The organism is Trichocoleus desertorum ATA4-8-CV12 (assembly GCA_019358975.1).
Taxonomy (GTDB): domain Bacteria; phylum Cyanobacteriota; class Cyanobacteriia; order FACHB-46; family FACHB-46; genus Trichocoleus; species Trichocoleus desertorum_A.
On the sequence record JAHHIL010000001.1, the window covers coordinates 306199 to 327960 of the forward strand.

General features: G+C 50.0%; 13 protein-coding genes. 6 read left to right on the forward strand and 7 right to left on the reverse strand.

Translation table 11 applies throughout. The annotated features are described in order from the left end of the window. Positions 1-7: 7 nt before the first annotated feature. A complete protein-coding gene (locus tag KME12_01425) occupies positions 8-382 on the reverse strand; it encodes a hypothetical protein (GenBank protein ID MBW4486428.1) in 375 nt (124 codons plus the stop codon). Between the two features lie 379 nt (positions 383-761). On the opposite strand from KME12_01425, the gene KME12_01430 reads away from it, so the two are divergent. Beyond that, the gene (locus KME12_01430; GenBank protein MBW4486429.1) at positions 762-1736 is read left to right on the forward strand and encodes a radical SAM protein; all 975 of its coding nucleotides are present in this window, start codon (positions 762-764) and stop codon (positions 1734-1736) included. After that, entirely contained in the window at positions 1690-3156 is a 1467-nt protein-coding gene (locus KME12_01435) for a glycosyltransferase family 2 protein (GenBank protein MBW4486430.1), read from the forward strand. Before KME12_01430 ends, KME12_01435 begins: the two co-directional genes overlap by 47 nt. 81 nt (positions 3157-3237) lie before the next feature. Here the strand turns inward: KME12_01435 and dnaX are convergent, their stop codons facing one another. After that, a complete protein-coding gene (dnaX, locus tag KME12_01440) occupies positions 3238-7002 on the reverse strand; it encodes a DNA polymerase III subunit gamma/tau (GenBank protein MBW4486431.1) in 3765 nt (1254 codons plus the stop codon). A gap of 364 nt (positions 7003-7366) precedes the next feature. Here dnaX and KME12_01445 point away from each other — a divergent pair, with 364 nt between their 5' ends. Continuing rightward, complete coding sequence (locus KME12_01445) at positions 7367-10219, forward strand: amino acid permease (protein ID MBW4486432.1); 2853 nt, start codon at positions 7367-7369, stop codon at positions 10217-10219. A gap of 48 nt (positions 10220-10267) precedes the next feature. Here KME12_01445 and KME12_01450 read toward each other — a convergent pair whose 3' ends face one another. Together KME12_01450 and KME12_01455 are read right to left on the reverse strand one after the other, a co-directional pair. Then, positions 10268-13765, reverse strand: a complete 3498-nt coding sequence (locus KME12_01450; GenBank protein ID MBW4486433.1) for a class I SAM-dependent DNA methyltransferase — start codon at positions 13763-13765, stop codon at positions 10268-10270. A 233-nt stretch (positions 13766-13998) separates the two neighbouring features. Beyond that, positions 13999-14613 carry a Uma2 family endonuclease gene (locus tag KME12_01455; GenBank protein MBW4486434.1) on the reverse strand — a complete coding sequence of 205 codons (615 nt, stop codon included), beginning with the start codon at positions 14611-14613 and terminating at the stop codon, positions 13999-14001. Between the two features lie 167 nt (positions 14614-14780). Between KME12_01455 and rnhA the strand changes: the two genes are divergently transcribed. The 3 genes from rnhA (at position 14781) to KME12_01470 (ending at position 17077) form a co-directional block, all read left to right on the forward strand. Next, positions 14781-15722 carry a ribonuclease HI gene (rnhA, locus tag KME12_01460; protein MBW4486435.1) on the forward strand — a complete coding sequence of 314 codons (942 nt, stop codon included), beginning with the start codon at positions 14781-14783 and terminating at the stop codon, positions 15720-15722. Between the two features lie 31 nt (positions 15723-15753). Then, positions 15754-16671, forward strand: a complete 918-nt coding sequence (locus KME12_01465) for a hypothetical protein (protein MBW4486436.1) — start codon at positions 15754-15756, stop codon at positions 16669-16671. Positions 16672-16858: 187 nt separating this feature from the next. Beyond that, positions 16859-17077, forward strand: coding sequence for a DUF4327 family protein (locus KME12_01470; GenBank protein ID MBW4486437.1), 219 nt, complete (start codon positions 16859-16861; stop codon positions 17075-17077). A 19-nt stretch (positions 17078-17096) separates the two neighbouring features. Here KME12_01470 and KME12_01475 read toward each other — a convergent pair whose 3' ends face one another. From KME12_01475 to KME12_01485, 3 genes are all read right to left on the reverse strand, one after another. Further along, positions 17097-18329 (reverse strand): protein kinase, encoded by a 1233-nt coding sequence (locus tag KME12_01475; protein MBW4486438.1) that lies wholly within the window; start codon positions 18327-18329, stop codon positions 17097-17099. Between the two features lie 77 nt (positions 18330-18406). Beyond that, entirely contained in the window at positions 18407-20524 is a 2118-nt protein-coding gene (locus KME12_01480) for a serine/threonine phosphatase (protein ID MBW4486439.1), read from the reverse strand. A 121-nt stretch (positions 20525-20645) separates the two neighbouring features. Further along, a complete protein-coding gene (locus tag KME12_01485; protein MBW4486440.1) occupies positions 20646-21326 on the reverse strand; it encodes an FHA domain-containing protein in 681 nt (226 codons plus the stop codon). Positions 21327-21762 lie beyond the last annotated feature (436 nt).

Genomic DNA, 21762 nt, shown 5'->3' on the forward strand with positions numbered 1-21762 from the left:
AATTAGGTTAGTCTTCTAGGCGCAAAAGCTTACGGTAAAAGGCTTGCGAGAAATCAGCGTTGCGACTGCGCTTAAAGGTCATTAGCAAGTCAATCAAGCAATCGACAAACTCAAAGCTAGCCATCATCACTTCGTAGCTCAGTTCAGCATTGCCTTCAAACTGCATGCGGCAACGAGTTAAGTCTGCGGGCAACGTTGACACGTTCCAGGTGGCAATAAAGGGAATGGCATCACCGCCCTCGATTTTGCGTTGTCCTTCTAAAGCTCCCTTCTGATAAAGGCTGATGGCAAGGGGCAGCACATTCCGCTTGTTGCCCTGGTAGTAGGGCATATAGACGTTGACATCCCGGCTAGCAGCTGGCTGGAGTTGTTCGATGGACATGCTCGAATTTTCCTTAATTTCGGCTTCTATTCAAACCCCGTGGCAGACGGCATACCCAGAAAATATCTTGGTAAGTTGATGACTGCCAGTAGATAGTATTCCCAATTCCTCTCAGTATTTAAACACCTCCAACAACCACTCTTCGTTGATTTGGCTCACAGCTCGACCAAGACGCTATCTACTTACGGTTTAATTACGGCAGAGCTGGCCGTTAATTATGGCTTTGCTGTAGTATTCTGAGTTGACCTTACGCACTTTGATTCAAACGTTTCGATTCAGGCCAACTTCCCCGGATTCCAGATGCCCCTACTGAATTTTTTCCGCATCTGGAGCAAGATTGCCTATTCTGATACTTAATACCTGCTTCAGAATTAAAGTTATGGCACCTCTGGTTGCAAATTATTACTTGACCTACCGCTGCAATGCCCGTTGCCACTTTTGTGATATCTGGGCATTAGAGCCGCCTCAAGAAGCGAGTTTTGAGACCATCAAGCACAATCTACAAGATCTGCGACGATTGGGAGTGCGGTATGTAGACTTTACGGGTGGTGAACCACTGCTACGAGCCGATGTAGCGCAGATTTATACGGAAGCAAAGCGGCAGGGTTTCCAGACCAGCATGACGACAAACACGATTCTCTATCCTAAGAAGGCGGAAGAGATTCAAGGTTTGGTTGATTTTCTCAATTTCTCACTAGATGGGGGTGACGCTGACACCCATGATCAATCGCGGGGTGTAAGAATTTTTGACACTCTTGTCGAGTCAGTCAAGCTCGCTCATTCCTTGGGAGAGCATCCGGTTCTCAACCACACTGTAACCGCTCAAAATTACGAGCGGATTGGCGAAGTAGGTGAACTGGGTCTTCAGTTAGGGGCGCGCGTTTGGCTCAACCCTGCTTTCACCGCTCACAGCAACTATAACGATAAGAAAAACCCAACGCCTGATATGGTGGCAGCGATCGAAGCGGCTGCTAAGAAATTTAACAATGTTGGTTACAATAAGGCTGCACTGGCTTTTATTGAGGCTGGTGGTAATGACACCAAAAATCCTCGCTGTAAAGCGGTGGATGCTGTAATCGCTATTTCACCCGACGACAAATTGCTCTTACCCTGCTATCACTTTTCTCAAACGGGTGTCTCGATTGAGGGACGGCTGTATGAACTCTATCGCCAAAATGAGGTGGTGGAAGAATATCGCCAGTCGCAGGGCAAACTGTCTGTATGTGAAGGCTGTACGGTTTGGTGCTATCTCATTCCCAGCTTCTTCAAGGGTGTCGATAAATATTGGTGGTTGAATCAAATAACCTATGCGGGAGAATTCCTGGCCCGGAAACGATTCCTTCAGCGAGCTTGAGTCCCTTGGCTCTCTTTTGACTGACTTATCGGAGGTAGAAGAGGATCTAGAAACTCCCTCTTATAAGGGCTTTAGAGGGCGGCGACGTAAAGCAGCTTTTACGCTCACAATGGTTTGGAGTGGCACGATCGCCCTCCATTTATTTTCTTGGGGCATTTGGGTTGTGATTGGCTTAACCACAGTGGTGGGCATCCACGCCCTGCGGATTATGCTGGCTCGACCTCTAGTAGCTCCAGAACCTTTAGCCGAAGCGGATCAAGCAGATTGGCCTTTTGTCTCTTTGTTGGTTGCAGCTAAAAACGAAGAGGCAGTGGTTGGCAAGCTGGTAAAGACGCTGTGTGATCTTGATTATCCTGCCGATCGCTACGAACTTTGGGTGATTGATGACAGCAGCACCGATCGCACCCCGATTTTGCTCGATCAGTTGGCCAGGGAGTACCCACAACTTAAAGTTCTGCACCGAGCGGCGGGCGCGGGTGGTGGCAAGTCGGGAGCCTTAAATCAGGTTCTGCCCTTAACCCAAGGGGAAATTCTGGCTGTCTTTGATGCAGATGCGCAGGTGTCTCAGGACTTGCTGAAGCGTGTATTACCTCTGTTCCAACGGCCTCAAGTGGGTGCGGTACAGGTGCGGAAGGCGATCGCGAATGCGGACACCAACTTCCTAACTCAAGGGCAATCGATTGAAATGGCGTTGGATGCCTTTTTTCAAGAACAACGAATTGCTCTGGGTGGCATTGGCGAATTGCGGGGGAATGGTCAGTTTGTCCGGCGCTTAGCTCTAGAGCGGTGTGGTGGTTGGAACGAGGAAACCATCACGGATGACCTAGACCTCACCTTCCGCTTACACCTCGATCAGTGGGACATTGATTTTCTAGCAGTGCCTGCGGTTGAGGAAGAAGGGGTGACGCGATCGCTAGCGCTTTGGCATCAACGCAATCGTTGGGCGGAGGGAGGTTATCAACGGTATTTAGATTACTGGCGTTTCCTGGCTCGCAATCGTCGGCTCAGCCCTCGAAAGACGTTTGATTTATTCGTTTTTTGGCTGATCCAGTACATTTTGCCGACCGCTTCCGTACCCGACTTGCTGATGGCGATCGCCCGCAATAGCTCACCTCTCCTCAGCCCACTGGCTAGCTTGACGGTGATGCTCTCGTTTATGGGCATGTTTGTCGGTTTACGCCGCTACCAACAACCTAAACTAGCTGCAACTCCAGGGGAGGCTCAGGCAAATTTAGACGCTTCTTTCTGGACGACGCTGTCTCAATCTTTGCAAGGAACGGTCTATATGTTCCATTGGTTGGTGGTTGTAGCTAGTACGACAGCCCGTATTTCAGTGCGACCGAAGCGCTTGAAGTGGATCAAGACTATCCATCAGGGTGCTGAAGATGAAGTTTGGCTAGATCTGCCAGAGCAAACCTAAATAGCGTAAAGGGCGATCGCTATCTAGATCGCTGCAAATGAATTTCTAAAAACGGTTGGTATGGAGCCAGCCGTTTTTTGTTTAGAAGGGTACTTCATCTGCTTCTGCGCCTGAGTCGGTTTCATCCCACTCGCTGATTGGGGGCGCGACTACTAGCTCATTACCGTCAGAAGTCCAACCGCTTTCTAAATCCACGACCTTGCCTCCAAAGAACTCTGCGAGTCGCTTGGCTGCTCGTGTCACTTCGTCTTCTTCTTGCCAAGGAATGTTTTGCAGCGATGGAGGGTCGATCGCTGCGATCGCGTCCACTGAGGTAATAGGTTCTGGTGGAGTAGCTGCTGTAGATGTTGGGGACGAGTGGGAGTGGTTCGTTTCGTGAGCAATGGCAGGAGGACTAGCGCCTTGTGGCCCTGGGTCTGGCGCTTGAGAGCTGCTCGATGGTGTTCTTTCTGCTAACCGAGGGGGTTGTGGTGCGATCGCCGCAGAGGGTTGAGCATGACCCTCAGGAGCTGCTGGGATGGCAGGTGCAGGTTCAGCGGCGGACGCTACGACTAAAGATACTTTGACAGGATAACCTACAGCTTTGTGAAAGGCTTCCTCCACGATTGGCAAACTGCGTTGAGCAATTTTGATCAGAGGTTGCGATCGCACTCCAACCTTGGCTTGTTGTTTATCGAGTCCTAGCAAGTAGCACTGTTGACCCAATAATGCCTGCGTACCCCGCAACTCGATGCAACCTAGAACCTTTTGCCACAATTGCTCTAAGTTCAATGCTGGTGCTGCCTCAACCGCTGGTATTTCGTTGTCTGGCGGCTCAAGCAATTCTGGCTCCTGGGCAGCCGCTTCTTGCCAGGGACTGGGTTCGCCAATTGATGTAATGAGATCAGGCTCTGTAAATTCGATTGCTGCGGTTTCTACAACCGCGATCGCTTCATCAACTTCTACATGGCTTGTTTCCACTACTTCGGCTCTGCCATTTTGAGCGGTTGCAGGGACTACAGTTTCAGTGACGACTGCCACTTGAGTATGACTGTTGGTTGCTACCGTTTCTGAAATCGATGCAACAGTGGGCTGAGGGGCAGAAATTAACGCACTCAAGGCACTGCGGAACTCCTGATCATGCAAAAGAGCTTGGGCGATCGCACCTGCTAGTACTTCTAAGTCTGCCGCTGGCGTAGATAGCTGATGTTTACTGGCAACTTGACTCAACAATTGCTGCAACTGACTAGCCACACTGGGCATTTTGCCATTAGAAGAGCTGGCTGTTGTTGTAGCGGGTAAGGGAGCTGAGGATGTTGGGACGGGTAGAATGGTTAGTGGAGTTGGAACCCACTGGGGCGCAATGGGAGCAGGCGCAATGGGAGCAGCAGTCACAACGGGCGGTTCTACTCCCAACTCAGAAGGCAACAAACCCAGCAATGTGACTTCTAGCCACAGACGGGGTTGAGTCGAGTTTTTAATCTGCACCTCTGCCGCTCGGAGATACTTTTGCCCTTCTAAAATTAGGGCGATCGGGAGTTGCTGAGCAAACTGACACAATTGTGCCCAAGTCGGCGGCGTAATCGCGACTAAATCTCCTCGACTTGGCGCAGTTTTAGCAATGAGTAGGTCACGGTAAAAGCTGGCTAAGTTTTGCAGGACAATCAGGGGTTCTCGGCCCCGATTCATTAAGTGACGTGCCCCATCTAGAACCTGGGCAGGGTCATTGGTGGCGATCGCTTGCAATAAAGCTAGCAAGTCTCGCTCTGGCACCGCTCCGACTAAATCCCAGACCCGCTCAACTGTTACTTGCCCTTCCAGCAAACTCAGTTGATCCAATAAGCTCTCGGCATCGCGCAACCCACCCTGAGCAATTTGCCCCACCAACTGCACTGCATCGGGAGCAATATTGATTGATTCGTTGTGGGCGATCGCGCTCAAGTGATGCACCATTGCCTCTAGCGGAATCCGCCGAAAGTCGAACCGCTGACACCGCGAAATAATGGTAGGCAATACTCGTTGTGGATCAGTCGTCGCCAGCACGAACACCACGCGATCGGGCGGTTCCTCCAACGTCTTTAGCAGCGCGTTGAATGCGGCGGTACTGAGCATATGGCAATTATGTGCCAGCAGCCCATTTGCCACAAAGTTATGGTTGTCTTCAACCTCAATGTCGTAAACTGCCTCAGCCCCATCGAGGCGGACAGATTCGACCTGCTCCAAATTTGTAGTCCATTGATGGGAGGGCGTACTGCCGCAAGTCTGAGAGCCATTTTCGGCTAGTATCTGCTCCCATTGCCAAGTAGGAGTAGATTTTGCCTCTACTGGCTCTTGTGTAACTTCTAACGTTGGCTGGGTAGCCGCTTTCCGTAAGCCACTCTGCAATAAGTTGATTTTCGTTGGTTGAGTAGCCTTCTGTATGGAGCTGAATTTGCGGGCTACCTTGGGGCGTGAGAGTGAGTGAGCCGTCGTCCATATACCACCAGGCCAATCCTTCAGGAGTGAGGCGCTGGAGCCAGTTTCGAGAAACTTGTTTCTGATTGCCGGATGGTCTGACGACCTGAAAAACTTCTGCGAGTTGGGGGTGACAGGCAGTACTGCCACAGGCTGACTCTTGCCCGTATCCCTGATTGGTTGCGGTTCTAAGTTTGGGGCGTAATCCTGCCAAACGCTCAGCTTTGTATTCCAACCAAGCTTGCTGCTGGATACCATGAGTCCAGGACAAGCGGGGGAATCGGCTGTGGCGGTTGGGGTAGGTGATGGAGCAGTCGCCCAGTAAGGTGCCGTAGATGAGGCCCAAGGTTTTTGGAGACAGGGGGTCGAGGTTGTTAACGAAGTTGTGGGTACGAGTTGCCCAGATGCCGTGGCCTTGCTTGTAGGGGTGCCGTCGCCAATGGCTTTGGATACCTGCAACGGTTGCTGGTTGCGATCGCGTGAGCATATGCTGAGGAATGCTGAGTTGTTCTCCGCACCCACAAGCACAACAGGGTTCGTATTTTTCCAGTTCTGCCAGCTTCTCTGTGAGACTAAGGACTTTGTAGTGGTTTTGTTTTGTAGGGTGTTTCTGCCAGTAGCGTTGGATGTATTCGACACTAGTTTTGCCAGCGATCGTGGGGATTTGTAGTCTCTCGCCACAGCCACAGGCACATTCAGGTCTGAGTGGCTCCAACTCGGCCCACTTGGCCTGTAATTTTTCACAGGATGAGGCGACAGAATCTTCATCCCTGGCTTGAGTTCGGCGGCTGGTTTCCATCCTTGATCAGTCCGAATCAGGTGGTTTCCGGTACAGCGGATTTCTCGATTGGTGGTTTTGATCAGGTAAGTGGAGCGAACGCCTTGATCGAACCAGCGCAAAACTTGTTTGAATTCCCAGGTTCCGGTTTGGTCATTGTAGCTGAGAACTTGTTTGCCTTGAATCTCAGGACTGTCAATGCGAATCAGTCCCTGACTAGTTTGTACTAATGAGTCTCCAGTTAAGCACTCGTCAATCACATACACTTTGTGGCGGCACTGGACGGGTGAAAATTGCGATCGCTCGATCAACTCCCGAATATTATCGACCCCGGTGTTACTAGCCGCGTCGATCTCGATTACGTCAAGGGCTGAACCGTTGGCGATCGCTCGGCAGACTTCACATTTGCCGCAAGGGGTTTCTGTGGGGGCATCACTTTGCAGGCAGTTGAGAGATTTAGCCAAAATTCGGGCGCTGGAGGTCTTGCCCGTTCCTCTCGCTCCTGTAAACAGATAGGCAGGTGCAATCCGCTGTTGCCGTAGCGCGTTGGTTAGCGTGGTCGCGATCGCTTCTTGCCCCACCAGTTCTGCAAAAGTTTGGGGACGATATTTGTGGTGTAGCGGTTCGTAGGGCATCGATTTACGGGCAGTCCCAAAGCTCTGGAGTCAAAATTTGCGGCACGGGCAGAGCAGATATTATATAGAGTTCTATACTCCAACCACTGCAATCCTACAGTTCGAGCGTAAGGTTTCCGCGTGGACAAACACTAGACCGCAGAAGATGGTTTGAAGGGTTTAATAGTACAAGCGTTTTGGTCTATTTTATCGTAGTGATTTCGAGATTGTGTATGAGGTGCGATCGCCCTACCTTAGAACCGCTACCAGTTTTGATCTCAGTGGCAAGCAACTAAATTAAATTTCTTTGACAATTGTCATGTTGGGGCTTGCGAGCTTAGGGAACACTACCTAGATGTTTCGCCTGTTGATTAAGCAGTGTTTCATGAACAGTTTTGGTCGTACCGATCCCAGCTTAAATACCTCTTTTCGCCTCACCCGTAGCCTGAGTTCTCTAGAAACAGGGGGATTTGGTCTCAGTGGGCTGCTGTTGTGGTTAGGCACGGCTCCTGCCATGCATCTAGACATGGGGCCACAAGCGCTTTGGGTGTGGATACCCACTGCCATTGTGGGCGTGATGCTAAATCTCCAGGTGAAGCATTTGGGAACTCGCTGGCCCGACGTTTCGGGTGGTACACCCAACTATACAACTCGGCTCCTGAAGCATTATCCGGGCTTAGCTCAATATGTAGCGATCGGGTATTGGCTGGGTTGGGTGTCGGTGCCCGCCATGAATGCCATCATTCTGACCGATTTAATCAAAACCAACTTAGAACCGTTGGGCCTGACTTGTCCAGAGATGGCTCTGAAAATTGTATTTACAGCTATTCCTTTTGTTGTGGCCTTCAGTGGCACGCGGGCTTTAGGCATTCTGCATTTATTTTTCGTGCTACCAGCGATTGGTTTCTTGTTGGCGTTTTGTGTCCAAGGCTGCGGCTGGCTAACCCTAGCTCCCAATAGTCCTGGGCTGTTTCCGACAGAGTGGTCTAGCTTGGATCTGCGAGATTGGACTAAGTGGGTTTTTGTGGCGATCTATGCGGCGTATGGCTGCGAAACGGCCTCTTCGTTTGTGGCCGATAGCCGTCGTCCTGCTTCTACGCTGCAATGTTTGTCGTTTGCTGCTTGGCTTTTACCCATTGTTTATATCGGTGGCTCTTGGGTGCTGATGCGATTGACCCCTGCTACAGGCGTAGGAGACAGCGCCTTTTTGAATTTAATCGCAGCGGCTCAACCTTTTTGGGGTCAACAAGCCCAAGTTTTGGTTACTTTTTTAATTGCCTCTGGATGTCTATTGAGTTCTGCGACAGCCGTTTCTAATGCGCCGCGAGTCTTATACCAACTTGCCTTAGATGGCTACTTGGCTCCTGTGTTTGGGGTGGTTTCTCGGCGGGGTGTATTGGGGCCGAGTTTGGCTTTTACAGGGCTTTTGAGCGTGGCCTGCCTGATCTGGGGGGATGTGACCAGAGTCGTCATGGTGACGGGGACAGGCTACTTGAGCAGCATGATTGGTATTCATTTGGGCATGTGGCTACGGCGAGGACATCCAGAAGCCTTGTGGCCGCGCTGGTCCCTGGTCTTTTGTATCGTAGAAAGTTTGGTGTTAGTGATAGGGGGGCTGGCCTGGAATGGGCAAGACCTGTTTATGGGGCTGCTGTTGCCCATCAGTATTTTGCTGCTGGATCAAGGGCTACGTCGTACGGCAATTCCTGGGTTACGAGCGGAATGGTGGATACGACGCTATCAGAGGCGGCCCCATCGGCAAGTCTCGGACTTGATGCTGACGCAGATTTGCATTCTGATCTTGCTCATTTGTAGTGCGCTCACGATTGGCTGGGGAGTGCGGACTTTATTAGATGGTATTGCTTTCGACAGTAATGCCAATTTGTTTGTGGTGCTGCTGCTGGCGATCGCCTTTGTCGGAGTGGCGATCGCTTGCTGGACCAGTTTGCCCCAAGTAGCAGAGGTGATGGAGGCCCAGGAAGCGGCAGAACATTTCTTTAATATTGCTCAAGATGCCATCGTAGTCGTAGATGAAGCTGGGCTGATTCAGCGCTTGAACCCAGCCGCTACAGGTTTGTTCGGAATGAAGCCACGAGATGTATTAGGACATCCTTTAAGCCAATATTTAGCGGGTCTAGCTGAGTATCCGCAGCATTGGGCGATTCGCAGTGAGCAAAGGCTGATACAGGCTGCCCAAACCAAGCTGTTAGATGTTTCGGTTAGCGATCGCGTCAATTCTCAGCTAAGAGAGTATGTAGTGATTTTGCGAGACATCACGGAGCGTCAGCAAGCTGAAGTAGTCCTGCGCCAATCGGAAGCGCAATCTAGACAGCAGAACCAAGCCCTAGAACAAACGCTGCGGGAATTGCAAAGAACCCAAGCGCAACTCATCCAAACCGAGAAACTGTCTTCTTTAGGGCAACTGGTGGCGGGGGTAGCGCATGAGATTAATAACCCCGTGAATTTTATTCATGGCAACCTCAGCCACGCCGACAAGTACACGCAAAACCTGCTCGATTTAATCCAGCTTTACCAAAAGCACTATCCTGATCCGGTACCAGAAATTGAGACCGAGATTGACACGATTGACTTAGGGTTTTTGGCTGAAGATTTACCCAAATTGCTGAGTTCGATGCAGGTGGGCACCGAGCGGATTCAGAAAATTGTCTTAGCTTTGCGGAATTTCTCGCGCATGGATGAGGCGGATATGAAAGCGATCGATATTCACGCTGGATTAGAAAGTACGCTGATGATTTTGCAAAATCGCTTGAAACCGAAGTCTGACCAATTTGTGATCCAAATTGAGCAAGATTACGGCGATTTGCCTTTGGTGGAATGCTACGCGGGGCAGCTCAACCAAGTGTTTATGAATATTCTGACCAACGCGATCGATGCTTTAGAGGAGTACGACAAGCAACGCCCTTCAGCGGCACGAGAACAAAAGCCTAGCACCATTCGCATTCGCACTCTGATGACAGAAAATCAACAGGTGCAAATTTGCATTGCTGATAATGGGCCAGGAATTCCACTGCATTTCCAGCCTCGGCTCTTCGATCCGTTCTTTACAACTAAAGCGATCGGCAAAGGGACTGGCTTAGGTTTATCGATTAGCTATGGCATCATCACTGAGAAACATGGTGGCAATCTGAAGTGCATTTCAGCTCCCGGTGAAGGCACCGAATTTGTAATCGAAATTCCCCTAAGCCAAACGGCACACCTGTCGCGAGAAGCAACCTAACCCTCAGCCCCTTTCCTAGCAGAGAAGGGGAGCAAGATAGAAAGTTTCTTAACTGGCTTGTTGTAGTTCGGCGTAGTGCCAACGGACGACATTCGCTTCGGTGTGGCTGACTAAAATGCCGAGGGATTCTAGGCTTTCCAGATGGTCAGCGATCGCTTGTTTTTTCCGGGCAGCTCCTTTGAATTGCGCCACGACTTGCTCCACTGTCCATTCACCGCCGTTGGTTCGCAACAAGTCTCGAATGGCAGCGAGTTGGTCTTTGGGTTTCTTGGGCCACGCGACTTGCCCCCCTAGCCCCCCAATGCTGGGGGGAACCGGATCTTCCAAGTCCCCCAGTATTGGGGGATTTAGGGGGCTTTCTGCGCTGCTGTTCTCAACTTCAACTCCAGCAATTTCACCTTGAACTGTAGTTTCAGTCGCGGCTCCGATGGTTTGCGGTGCTTGATATTCAGGCCGTAGCCAGCGGATTAACCCGTTGCGTTCTTCTTCGGCGCGTTCGGCGTTAAGGGTGACTAATTTTTCTAAGATTTCGTCGTCGGAGAGGTTTGCTGCCCAACCATACGCCTCGAATACTGCTGCATCTAAATCATCATGAATTTGTTTGAGGGTGGAAACGAGGGCTTTGTCGTTGTAGGCGCGATCGCTATCGGTAAATGCTTGCCCCGATCGCAGCTTTTCCAGCAGGTTATACATCCCGGTAATGGTCACGTCTGGATGCACTGCCTGAACTCGCTTCCGATGACTATCTAATTTCTCACCCAATTCTCGAATTTTTTGTTTTTGCTCTGGCGTTGGGTCAGGAAATGGAAACGGATCGAAGCAACGAGTTTTGTTGTAGCGTGGTCTATCTTCTAGTGTTCCACCTGCTGCTAACGACCAAATAACATGAACTCGGCTCGAAAGTACACCTAAGAAGTAAGCATCCTCTAGAGCGATCGCTACCAACATATTGTCTGCAAGTATGCTTGCATCAAGAAAGACAAATATTCGATGTTTACTAGTCTCCACAGTTGCAATGTATCGCCTCAAACCCTTTAAGGCTGTTCTGATTTCAGTTCTAGGGCGACCAAATATCCACCAGTTTTCACGTAGGCTTTTGTCTCGATTAGCGTCTCTTTCTGGTTTAACCTTCTCTAATATCCACTGGTACGCTTTGGGATAACCCTTTTGAGCTTTGTCAAGAGTTAGTCCAAATAAATCAATAACCTTAGCATTACGGGATTTCTGCAATAGGTCTCGACCATTGATATACGAAAAAAGCACTTCGGATTCAACTTTTAAGAAATCATTTTCATCAAGAATAAATCCTGACCCAAATAGCATTACCCCACGGCTGGAAATATTGCTGTTAGCTTTTAATAGATGAGTATTAGAAATATCTGCCCCAGCTTGTAGTCCACTAAAAATCTTTCCGACATTTTGCCATTGAATGCTGATTTTGTCAGCTGAATCTTCTGGAACCCTTGCCTCAGCCTCAGCTACAACAATTCCTAATTGAGAAATTCTTATAAGCTTTTGAGTGCCTTCCGCTTCTCCAGTAGTCATCGCAATTCTGACAGCAGCCCCTTGATCTGTCCAAGGATGATCAGGAATTGCAAAAAACAACTTAAGCGGATTCTTCTCATTTTGGTGAAAATCAATAACGCTTCTTTGTCTGACTTGCCGAATACTATTGGTGGTAATAAATCCAAACCGTTGAATTTCACTCGATCGCACTAATTCAGCCGCTTTGTGCCACCAATACATCACATAATCAACCGTTTCAGGCACATCTTTGTAGAGCGATCGCAGCGTTTCAGCATAGCCATCCCCCAGCATTTCCCGCATTCGGGCATTGCCAATAAACGGCGGATTTGAGATCACATAATCCGCTTGGGGCCAGGTTGCAGAGCGAGGATTGAGGTAGCGATAAATTGGGATTTGATCTGATGGATCAGGCACCGCTTCACTTGTCACCGAATGCTTCATCGTGCGACCACCCCAGCGAGTTCGAGGTAGTTGCGTCACCGGATCGATCGCGGGTTCCTTACCGTCATAAGCCAGTACTGCATCCCGACACTCAATATTGTGGTACTCCCGCAGAATCGGTTCCGGTGGAGCCACCTCACCAAAACGCTTAAAGTGCCATTGCAAATAACCAATCCAGATTACGAGGTCAGCGATCGCCGCTGCTCTGGGGTTTAGCTCAATCCCCAAAAACTGCGACGGGTTTACCTGCTCAAAATCCAACACCAACTGCGCCTGACCCGTAATATCAGCCAAACGCCGCAACACCTCAGACTCCAAACTTTTCAGCAAATCCAGCGTCACATACAAGAAATTCCCCGAACCACAAGCAGGGTCAAGAATCTTCACCTCTCGCAGCTCCCGCAAAAAATCTTGAATTAGCGCGATCGCTTTGTTTTTCTGAGCTTTCGTCGGTTCTTGGTCGCCATTATCCAGCGCTTGCTTTACCTCCGCTTGCACCAAATCCCAGCGATCGCGCAACGGCTCCATCACCACCGGACGCACCAACCGCTCCACATAAGATCTCGGCGTGTAGTGTGCCCCCAACTTGCTCCGCTCCTTCGGGTCTAGCGCTCGCTCTAGCAACGTGCCAAAAATCGCAGGCTCCACATGCCGCCAATCCTTCTTCGCTGCTCTCAGCAGTACCTGTAGCTGCTCTGCCGTCAAATCCAACGCTGAGCCATCGGCAAACAACCCGCCATTAAACCGGGGAATCGTATTAAACCCGAAGTTACCCCCAGCATTCATCGTCTGCCAGAAAGCCTCGACTTCTGCCTTAAAAGTGCGTGGTTTTGGGAGCCAACGCTCCTCCAACGCTTGCGTAAAAATGTGTTCCTTCAGCAACTCCACATCTTCCGCAAACATCGTAAACAGACACCGCATCAAGAAATGCGCCACCAACTGCGGTTCATGCTGCTTTTCTAGCAGCTTTGCCAACTCCGCCAGATCACTCGCCACCTCTCGCGTCACCCGTGCGGCAATCTTTTCGGGGTTGCGTTTTTGCGGATCAGTAAAAACATCTACAAAGAAATCAAACGTCTCTGGCTCTAACAGTTGGTCAAGGAAAATCTCGCGCCGCGCCCCATATCCGCCATAGTCACCACTAAACCCCAACCAGACCTCAAAGTGTGAACCAATATCGCAAGTCAGCAAAAACGGCGGCTTCGAGTCTAAATTGCGCGTGTAAGCCAACCCCTGCACAAACGCCTTTTCCATTTCCTTGCGGTAGGTGGCAGTGCCCCGCTTTGCCATCCCTTTCCCCGCGATCGTGCCCCCTTGCTTCGCCTCCAGCAAAAAATGCTCAGTTTTGTAAAAGTCAATAAACCCCGTCGTCACCTTGCCACTAGGATGCGGGATTTTTACATCTTTCTCAAAGCAATAGCGATCGCCTGCCACACTTCCTTTGGGGGGCGGCGGCACAACTCCCAGCGCTACACACAAATCTCGCAAAAATGAGTCTTTATTCGCTCTCTCGTCGCCACTAGAGCCTTTCCAATTGCTCAAAAATGCCTGAACTCGCGCTAAATCAGACTCATTCATGCCGCAATTCTCAAATCTGGCCGTCAATCCTGTTTTAGCTTGCCCAAGCTCGATAGGCAGCGATCGCCTCAGCACCAGCCCCCCTAACCCCCCAATTCTGGGGGGAACTGGATTCTTACTTCCCCCAGAATTGGGGGACTGAGGGGGCAGTGCAGGGAGTCAAAACGCATTTCAACTTCTCTCTCCACCTTGAAACCACCCTGCCCCAGAATTGGGGAACTGATGGGGCTAATCTATAAATTTGCGCGAAGGCTTTGCCGAAATTCCTTAACTGCTTCAAGAGATTGGGGATGGTTGATGTAGGTGGTCAAAGTTTCTAAACTCAACTGAGGAAGTAACTGGCTGCGATCGCTGTGTTCATATTGCTCTCCTCGCAAGCAATAAACCACAAGCTGGTCGTCTTGCCAAAACCAAACTTCAGGAATCTCCAAGCGCTGGTAAACTGCCAGCTTATCGACTCCTCCACTTGTCAACACCACCTCTATCGCCAAGTCCGGGATGGGCTTTTCAGCCCCGATGCAATAACTCTCATCTGGTTCACTACCACCCCGCTGCTCCTCACTACGAAACGTGGTTGAACCAAGGGGAAAATAATCCGTATCAGTTTCCTCAAAATAGGCTTCTAATAAAGTGGCAATCCGCTTTTTAATGCCTTCGTGACGGCGACTCGGTGACGCAATCTCCAGCACTCCATCCAAATAAACCAGGCGTAGCGAAGCATTATCTTCTAGTTTTTGGAGCAATCGCTCGTAGTGCTGCCAACTCACTCCGCTCATTAGGAGGTAAACATCCTGCTCCAGCCATCCCTGATACTCTTGCTCTAATTCCTGGATCAGTTGCGCTAGCATCTTGTCACTGTCTCCGATTAGACTGCTGGCAATGAGGTGATAGATCAATGCTAGTCTGCACTGAGTTAGTTACAGAGGTGCTGGTGAAGCTTACGGGGTAGCATCCGATCGCCCCTCTCTTTGTTCAGATCTTCGATTAAGATCATCCTTTGCGTTGTGCGTTGCTCATGTCTGACTCTGCCAAAATTCAAAGCATTTACACCGATGGAGCTTGCTCTGGCAATCCTGGCCCCGGTGGTTGGGGTGTTGTCGCTTATTTCAGCGACGGCTCAATGCAGGAACTGGGGGGCAGAGCCGCAGCAACCACCAACAACCGCATGGAAATGCAAGCCGCGATCGCCGCTTTAGAATTTCTGGCTACTACACAACAAACTGAACCAATTAGCCTTTACACCGATAGCGAATATGTCAAAAACGGTGTCACCAAATGGGTCGTAGGTTGGAAGAAAAAAGGGTGGAAAACCGCGCAAGGCAAAGCCGTTTTGAACCAAGATTTGTGGCAAACCCTGGATGAACTGAACTCGAAGCAGGTAGAGTGGCGATATGTTCGCGGTCATGCCGGAGATGTAGGGAATGAACGCTGCGATGTGATCGCTCGTAGCTTTTCCTTAGGCAAGCCCGTTGCCCTCAAGCAGCGATCGCCGCAAACATCCAACGCTCATGATGCTTCTCATAATGCGAAAGATCGACAATTAGCCTTAGTTACGACTACAGCCCCAGGGTTGCCCACAACTACCACATCTGAATCAGACACAACTGACATTGCTAGCCCTAACACCGTACAATCCAGTGTCAATCTTGCTGAGCTTTCTACGATGGATGTGACCATGACAGATTCCATTGCCCCCGCTCCTGTAGAAAACCTCGATAACTTGCCCCGCGAGGTTCGCGTTGCCCAACTTCGCAACTTAATTGAAACGCTCCGCATCTCAGACGAGATTGCCAAGCAAGGCTATCTAATTAGTAGTTCCGAGTTGGCAGACTTGATGGATGTCAATGCCAGCGCCGTTACCAGCCGAGGTGATAACTGGGTTTGGCGCAACTGGGTGGTCTCACGGGTGCGTCGAGAAGGCAACCAGATTCTCTGGCAGCTAGAACGGGTAGACTAGCTGAATGTAACTATTACAACGTTAAAGCTGCATGGCACTGGAAAAACGACGTTGGCTGCGAATGGCTTTGCAGCTAAAAGGTTCAGTCATTCCGTCTGTCTTTCCTCGCACCCTATTATGTGGTTTTTTCGGCGTTTTCATTTCTGTTTTGTTTCGCTTCGGTTTACCTGTCGCCCAGCCAATTTTCGCCAATGTAATTCCTAGCATTGTCTTAGGTTTGTTGCTGGTGTTTCGGACGAACACTGCCTACGAGCGCTTCTGGGAAGGGCGTAAGTGCTGGGGTAGTTTGGTCAATACAGTGCGAAATCTGGCCCGTCAAATTTGGATTGGTGTGGTGGAGGAAAGCCCGCAAGACCGTACCAACAAAATTGCGGCCCTACGCTTACTCGTTGCTTTCGCCGTGACCACCAAACTGCATCTGCGCCAAGAACCGATTAACGGCGAACTAGAGCCTTTGATGCAGCGATCGCAATATCTCCAGCTTCAGAAAATGAACCATCCCCCGCTAGAAGTTGCCTTCTGGATTGGGGATTATCTACAAGACCAATTCAGTTGCGATCGCCTGAACCCCTACCAACTGGCTAATATGCATCGGTTACTAGATGAAATGGTCATCGCTTTAGGAGGGTGCGAACGTATTCTTAAAACTCCGATTCCAATGGCTTATGCCATCCACTTAAAACAGTTGCTATTAATTTATTGCCTGTTGTTGCCCTTCCCCCTCGTGAGCGAGATTGGCTGGTTTACAGGCCCCATCGTGGCGCTGATTAGCTTTACTTTGTTTGGTATTGAGGAAATTGGCATTGAGATTGAGAATCCCTTTGGTCGCGATGCCAATGACCTACCGCTAGACGCTATTTGTAGCACCATGCTCCTCAATATTGAAGACTTAATTACACTGGCTCCCAGCACTCGCGCTTACCCAGAAGACACTGCGATCGCTAATTAGGTTAGAAATTAAGTTAGATTACTCAAAAATCTTTGGCTAAGGGCTGGCACTTTCTAACACTTGTGCTATATTAAGAAATTGGAATAAGACTTTCCCTCGGCACGGAGATCTACGCGTAGGTGCTGATTTTATCTGGGAAGTTGCTGATTAGAAGTATTTGCAAAATTTATCGATGACGAAAAGTGTTATGAACCAACAGGTTATTCAGCCGATGGTGAAGTTGCAGCGTCAGGTGCGCTCACTGGTGGAGTCGAATCTGATTAAGCCAACGGACAGCATCTGGAAAATTGCCTTTCTTTATGGCGACGAGTGGCCCTACTGGAAGCAAGAACTCCAAGCTTACGACTTCACTATGCAAGACCCAGTCAACGACCTATTAGAGGTTGAAGCTTGGGACGAAGACTGATAGACGAAGCGTAATCGACTTAAAGACACCTAGCCAACGCTTGTGCCAGCTCTAGGGCTGTTTGGTAGCGATCGCTTACTTTCGGGTGAGTGGCTTGTTCCAGCACCGCTTGTAAGCGTGGTGTAATCGTGGGAATTCCTTCTGGGCGAAAGCGGTACTCAGAGCCTCGCTTTCGGTAGAACCCATAGGGAGGTTCTCCGGTGATTAGGAATACTAGAGTTGGAGCGATCGCATACAAATCCGATTGGGTAACAGGGTGCCCTCGCTCTTGCTCTGGAGCACTATAGCCCTCTGCTCCAATCCGGGTGCCCAACGGGGTGCCAAATTCTTTAACCGCTCCAAAGTCCAGCACCACAATTTGTTGATTGTGATGGCGCACCATCAAATTCGCGGGTTTAATGTCTCGGTGAATGATGGGAGGGTGCTGGCTATGCATATAGTCCAGAACTTGACAGGTTTGAATCATCCATTCCAGGGCTTGGCTGAGTTTCACCGGGCCTTGCTGATAAATTTGTTTTTCTAAGTCTTGCCCCTGGATCATTTCCATGACCAGGTATTTGCTGTCATTCTCCACGAAGTAATCAAAGAACTGTGGAATTCCAGGATGACGTAAAGTTTGCAAGATTCGGGCTTCGCGCTCAAATAGTTCTTGCGCTTTAGCGATCTTGGCCATATCAGCATTCATTTCCTTGAGCACCCGCAAAGGTGATTTCTTGGCTTGGCCCTGAGCCGTTTGAGCGATCGCAGCTTGAGCCTCGTCCCAAACTAAATACGTAGTACCCATGCCTCCTTGCCCTAGGGGACGCAGAAGCTGATACTGGCGAATCTGTCGCTCCACTTGCAAAGGCTGACCGCAGTGAATGCAAAAAAGGTTCTCCGAGGGATTGCCCAAGTGAGGACACCCCAGCACCGCAGGACGATAGGGTTGAGCTGTGGTGATCTGAATTTGAAACTTTAGCGTGGGACCACCATGAGCCAACTGCAACACAGACCCATCTAGCAGCAACCCTTGGGTGACTAAAATTCCGTTGAGGAAGGTCCCATTTCTGCCTTGGTTAATTACTTCCCAGGAACTGTTGAGATTAGCCGTGTCTGTTCGTCGCAGTTCTACATGATAGCGAGAGACAAGGGTGCTATTGAGCACCACATGGTTGTCAGGAGAGCGACCAATGCGAATCATTGACTCGTGCTCAAAACACCAGCGTTGCGGGGGAACCAGAGCTTGGAGGTCTAATAAGGTCAAGGTAACCACATCGGGAAATCCTTGCCGCGATAGGTAGCAATCTAGGCTCCTATTGTAAGGTAAGAGCTATGTTTTAGGCTTGTGACTCAACCAGCAGATTGCCGCAGTTGAGCGAGATTGGGCCGTACTCTGACTCTAATAGCGATCGCCGTAATATTGTCGTGCCCATTGTATTGATTTGCCAAATCGATCAGCTGAGTCACTCCCCGCTCTAGATTGGCCTGAGAGCTGAGTAGAGGCTCTAAGTGACTACGCCAGTGGGTTTCTATCAAATCATGGTCTGAGAGACCATCTGAGCAGAGCAGCAGCAAGGTATCTTCAGTTAGGTCGAGGAATTGCACATCGGGATTAATAAAGTTTTCATCTCGTGGCCCCAAAGCTTGAGTCAGTTGATAAGCGTCGGGGCGAGCATAGGCAATGTCCGGTTCAACGCCTCGTTGAATTTCTCGTTGGCCGACTTCATGGTCAACAGTGACCTGCTCTAACCCTTGGCGACGGCTCAAGCGATAGATCCGACTGTCACCGACATGGGCGACTACTGCGTTTGTCCCTTGAATCAAAACTAAAACGAGGGTGGTTCCCATGCGACCACTGCCAGAGCGGGCGTTTTGTTGATTGATGTCATACAGAGCTAGGTTGGCGAGACGAACGGCCTCCCGAATTTCTGCTTCTGTGGGTAGTGATTGCTCTCGTCGCTCCGCTTCTGCTTCTGAACTTTGTGGCTCTAGCCAAAGAGTTTGAAAATAATCTCGTAATGTATTGGCTGCTAGTGCACTGGCAACTTCTCCGCCAGCATGACCCCCCATGCCATCACATAGGATGTACAGCCCCTTCGCTTGCACTGTGCATCCCTGAGGGCTCTCAATTTTGTTCAGTTTGGTATGAATGCCGAAGTAGTCTTCGTTATGCTCTCGTTGCCGACCAATATCCGTGCGGCCTGCATCTTCGAGGCTCACTAATTGCATGGGTAAGACCACGGTGGGTGCGTCATCGGCACTACTGTCCTCCAAGTCCGCTAGAGTGGACAACTGTTTGAGGGGGCTGTTGTGGCTACTCTCTGAAGTGCCATCTGGGTCTGCTGCCAGGGTATGAGGGGAAACACTATCCGCTGGGTTTTCTGGGCTAGCATCATCCATGAAGTCGGGAGCAGACAATTCGGGATTCATCATAGGTGCGGTAAAGGCGCTTTGGAGTTCTTGAGCGATCGCTTGTAAGCGGACACGGAGCTGGTTGGTTGTTTGAATACTAGCTTCTTGCAAGTCACGCAACAAAAGGGCTAATGAAGCTACTTGAGTGCGCTGCGATTGGTCAAACAACTCCTGCCAGAACTTGCCTAAATCTTGCAGTGTGGGAGAGGTGCCGTCAAGGTCGCCATATAAGCGCTGTAGACAGAATACTTGGTCTTCATCAACTCGCAAGTTGCTCAGTTCTAGCAAGCTCTGACAGCAATGCCAAGCTGCTAAGACATCCCAAATCTCGGAAATCTCGCGAAGCCAATACAAAATCTGTAATGGCGAAACTTGGCTCTCACACCATAAATCAGCGAGTAGCGGCAAGTGAGAGCGATCTTCTAGCAGTAATACAGACTGCTGGTCTTGTTGCCAAGCGTCATGTACGCCAGGCAGGGTGTGATAAAACTCTGCTTGTAAAGCTAAATAAGGTTCGGCGATCGCCGGAATTGCCATCGCGGCTATGTCTTCTAGATTTGTTGGGGTCGTTGTGACAGCGCTAGTGGCGGGCTGGCTCTCCTCTACCCACACCTCAGAAGCTGCGTCGGCATTAATTTCAGTAGCAGTTTCAGTCGCTGCGGCATTGGCCTTAGTGTCACTCTCAGTGTCACTGTAAACCTGATAGAACAGCGTTTCTAAGATCGACATCTGAAACGGTTGACAGTCTAGTACCTTCACGGCCATATCCTGTTGCGACCCATTTTGAGGAGGCCAAGGCTCTAGCAGTTGGTAACGCTGTTTTGCATCTAGGTAGCCCCAAGTCGGGACATCGTCTGTTTTGGCTGCTGTTTGTCCGCAAACGATCGCTTGCCACACAGTCGCAGTCGTCGTGCTACAAGATGGGCATTGCTTGGCATCAAATGGAACTGAACTACCACATTCAGGGCAAGTTTTTTGGGTTAGAGAAGTACCGCATTTCTGACAGAAGTTATTACTATCGGGGTTTTCAAACTGACATTGGGGACAAACAAGCATGATCAAACTGCCTCAAATTCCCGTCATTGCTGCCAAGCTCTAGGATGATGTAAATGGGACTATGGGTACCTAGCTTCCTAACTTCTCTTATCTAGGTTGCAGCCCCTACCTGTGAGAGAGGTTACGTTTGAAACAGAAAGGTGACCCGATCGCCTTTACCTAGCGAGATGCGATCGCCTGCCCGTAACCGATGGCGATCGCCGGGGCGCAAAGGCAAGTTGTTGACATAAGTACCGTTAGAACTGCCCACGTCCTCTATATAGTAGGCATCTCCTTCAGCCCGGATATCCGCATGAATACGGGACACAATATCAGAATTTGCAAAACCCGATACATCTAAGTCTGGAGGAATGCGATCGTTGGGCTTCCCAATGTGGATGACATCCAAGTGAAGGGGCAATTCTAGCACCGTATCACTTTGAACATGGAGCAACCGCGCCATGAACTGCTGTAACTGAGTCTTAGCAGCCGTCGCAGGCGGAGTAAAGGGTGGTGGCGCTGAGGTAGCATCGGGCATAACTGCAATCGGCGGTGGTGGAGCCATAGCAGGAGTCACCGGATTGTGCTGTATTTCAGCGACTGGAACTGGCGCTGGTGGGTTCACAATGGTTTGAGGCACAGGTTGGTTAGCGGGGTTAGCACTTTGCATGGCATAGCCGCATTGACCACAATACTCAGCTCCCGCAGAAACAGCAGCCTGACAGTTAGGACAAGCTATGGTTTCAGGCAAGGGTGTATAGCAAGCCTCGCACTGAGTCGCTCCATCTGGATTGGCGTGAGCACAATTCGGACAGTTAATCATAAGTGGCAAGGTCGAATGAGAGGCAATCGTTAATAGAATTTACAGAAATAGGCACCGAAAGCTTGACAGAAACATTCGTACGTAGAAGAGCTGAAGATTCCGCATTACTTCTACATCATTGCAGTCAGTATGGTATGTAACTTGCACAAACTCAGAATGCCTTAGGATACTTTACGAATACACCTATACGGAGAGAGATTCGGTTCGCAGAATGCGATGGGAAAAATCCTAAGCTCAGTCTGAACCGCGATCGCTATAGCAATCCTAAATGGATTGGAAACAGGGGGTGGGGGTGAAGCCCCCACGCAAGGGTTTTACCCCTGCACCCCATTGAAGAATCAAAAAGGATTGCTATATTCTAGATTGGCAGTTGTGCTAGGCGTAGAAGTAGCTAGAGAAAGTTTTACCCTAACCAAGCTCGGCACCAACATAGTTA

Bases quoted from the DNA above. Each gene is read 5' to 3' on its own strand.
- KME12_01430 (MBW4486429.1), top strand. From the start codon at position 762: ATGGCACCTCTGGTTGCAAATTATTACTTGACCTACCGCTGCAATGCC.
- KME12_01480 (MBW4486439.1), bottom strand. From the start codon at position 20,524: ATGCTTGTTTGTCCCCAATGTCAGTTTGAAAACCCCGATAGTAATAAC.
- KME12_01485 (MBW4486440.1), bottom strand. From the start codon at position 21,326: ATGATTAACTGTCCGAATTGTGCTCACGCCAATCCAGATGGAGCGACT.
- KME12_01450 (MBW4486433.1), bottom strand. From the start codon at position 13,765: ATGAATGAGTCTGATTTAGCGCGAGTTCAGGCATTTTTGAGCAATTGG.
- KME12_01470 (MBW4486437.1), top strand. From the start codon at position 16,859: ATGAACCAACAGGTTATTCAGCCGATGGTGAAGTTGCAGCGTCAGGTG.
- KME12_01445 (MBW4486432.1), top strand. From the start codon at position 7,367: ATGAACAGTTTTGGTCGTACCGATCCCAGCTTAAATACCTCTTTTCGC.
- KME12_01455 (MBW4486434.1), bottom strand. From the start codon at position 14,613: ATGCTAGCGCAACTGATCCAGGAATTAGAGCAAGAGTATCAGGGATGG.
- dnaX (MBW4486431.1), bottom strand. From the start codon at position 7,002: ATGCCCTACGAACCGCTACACCACAAATATCGTCCCCAAACTTTTGCA.
- KME12_01435 (MBW4486430.1), top strand. From the start codon at position 1,690: ATGCGGGAGAATTCCTGGCCCGGAAACGATTCCTTCAGCGAGCTTGAG.
- rnhA (MBW4486435.1), top strand. From the start codon at position 14,781: ATGTCTGACTCTGCCAAAATTCAAAGCATTTACACCGATGGAGCTTGC.
- KME12_01425 (MBW4486428.1), bottom strand. From the start codon at position 382: ATGTCCATCGAACAACTCCAGCCAGCTGCTAGCCGGGATGTCAACGTC.
- KME12_01465 (MBW4486436.1), top strand. From the start codon at position 15,754: ATGGCACTGGAAAAACGACGTTGGCTGCGAATGGCTTTGCAGCTAAAA.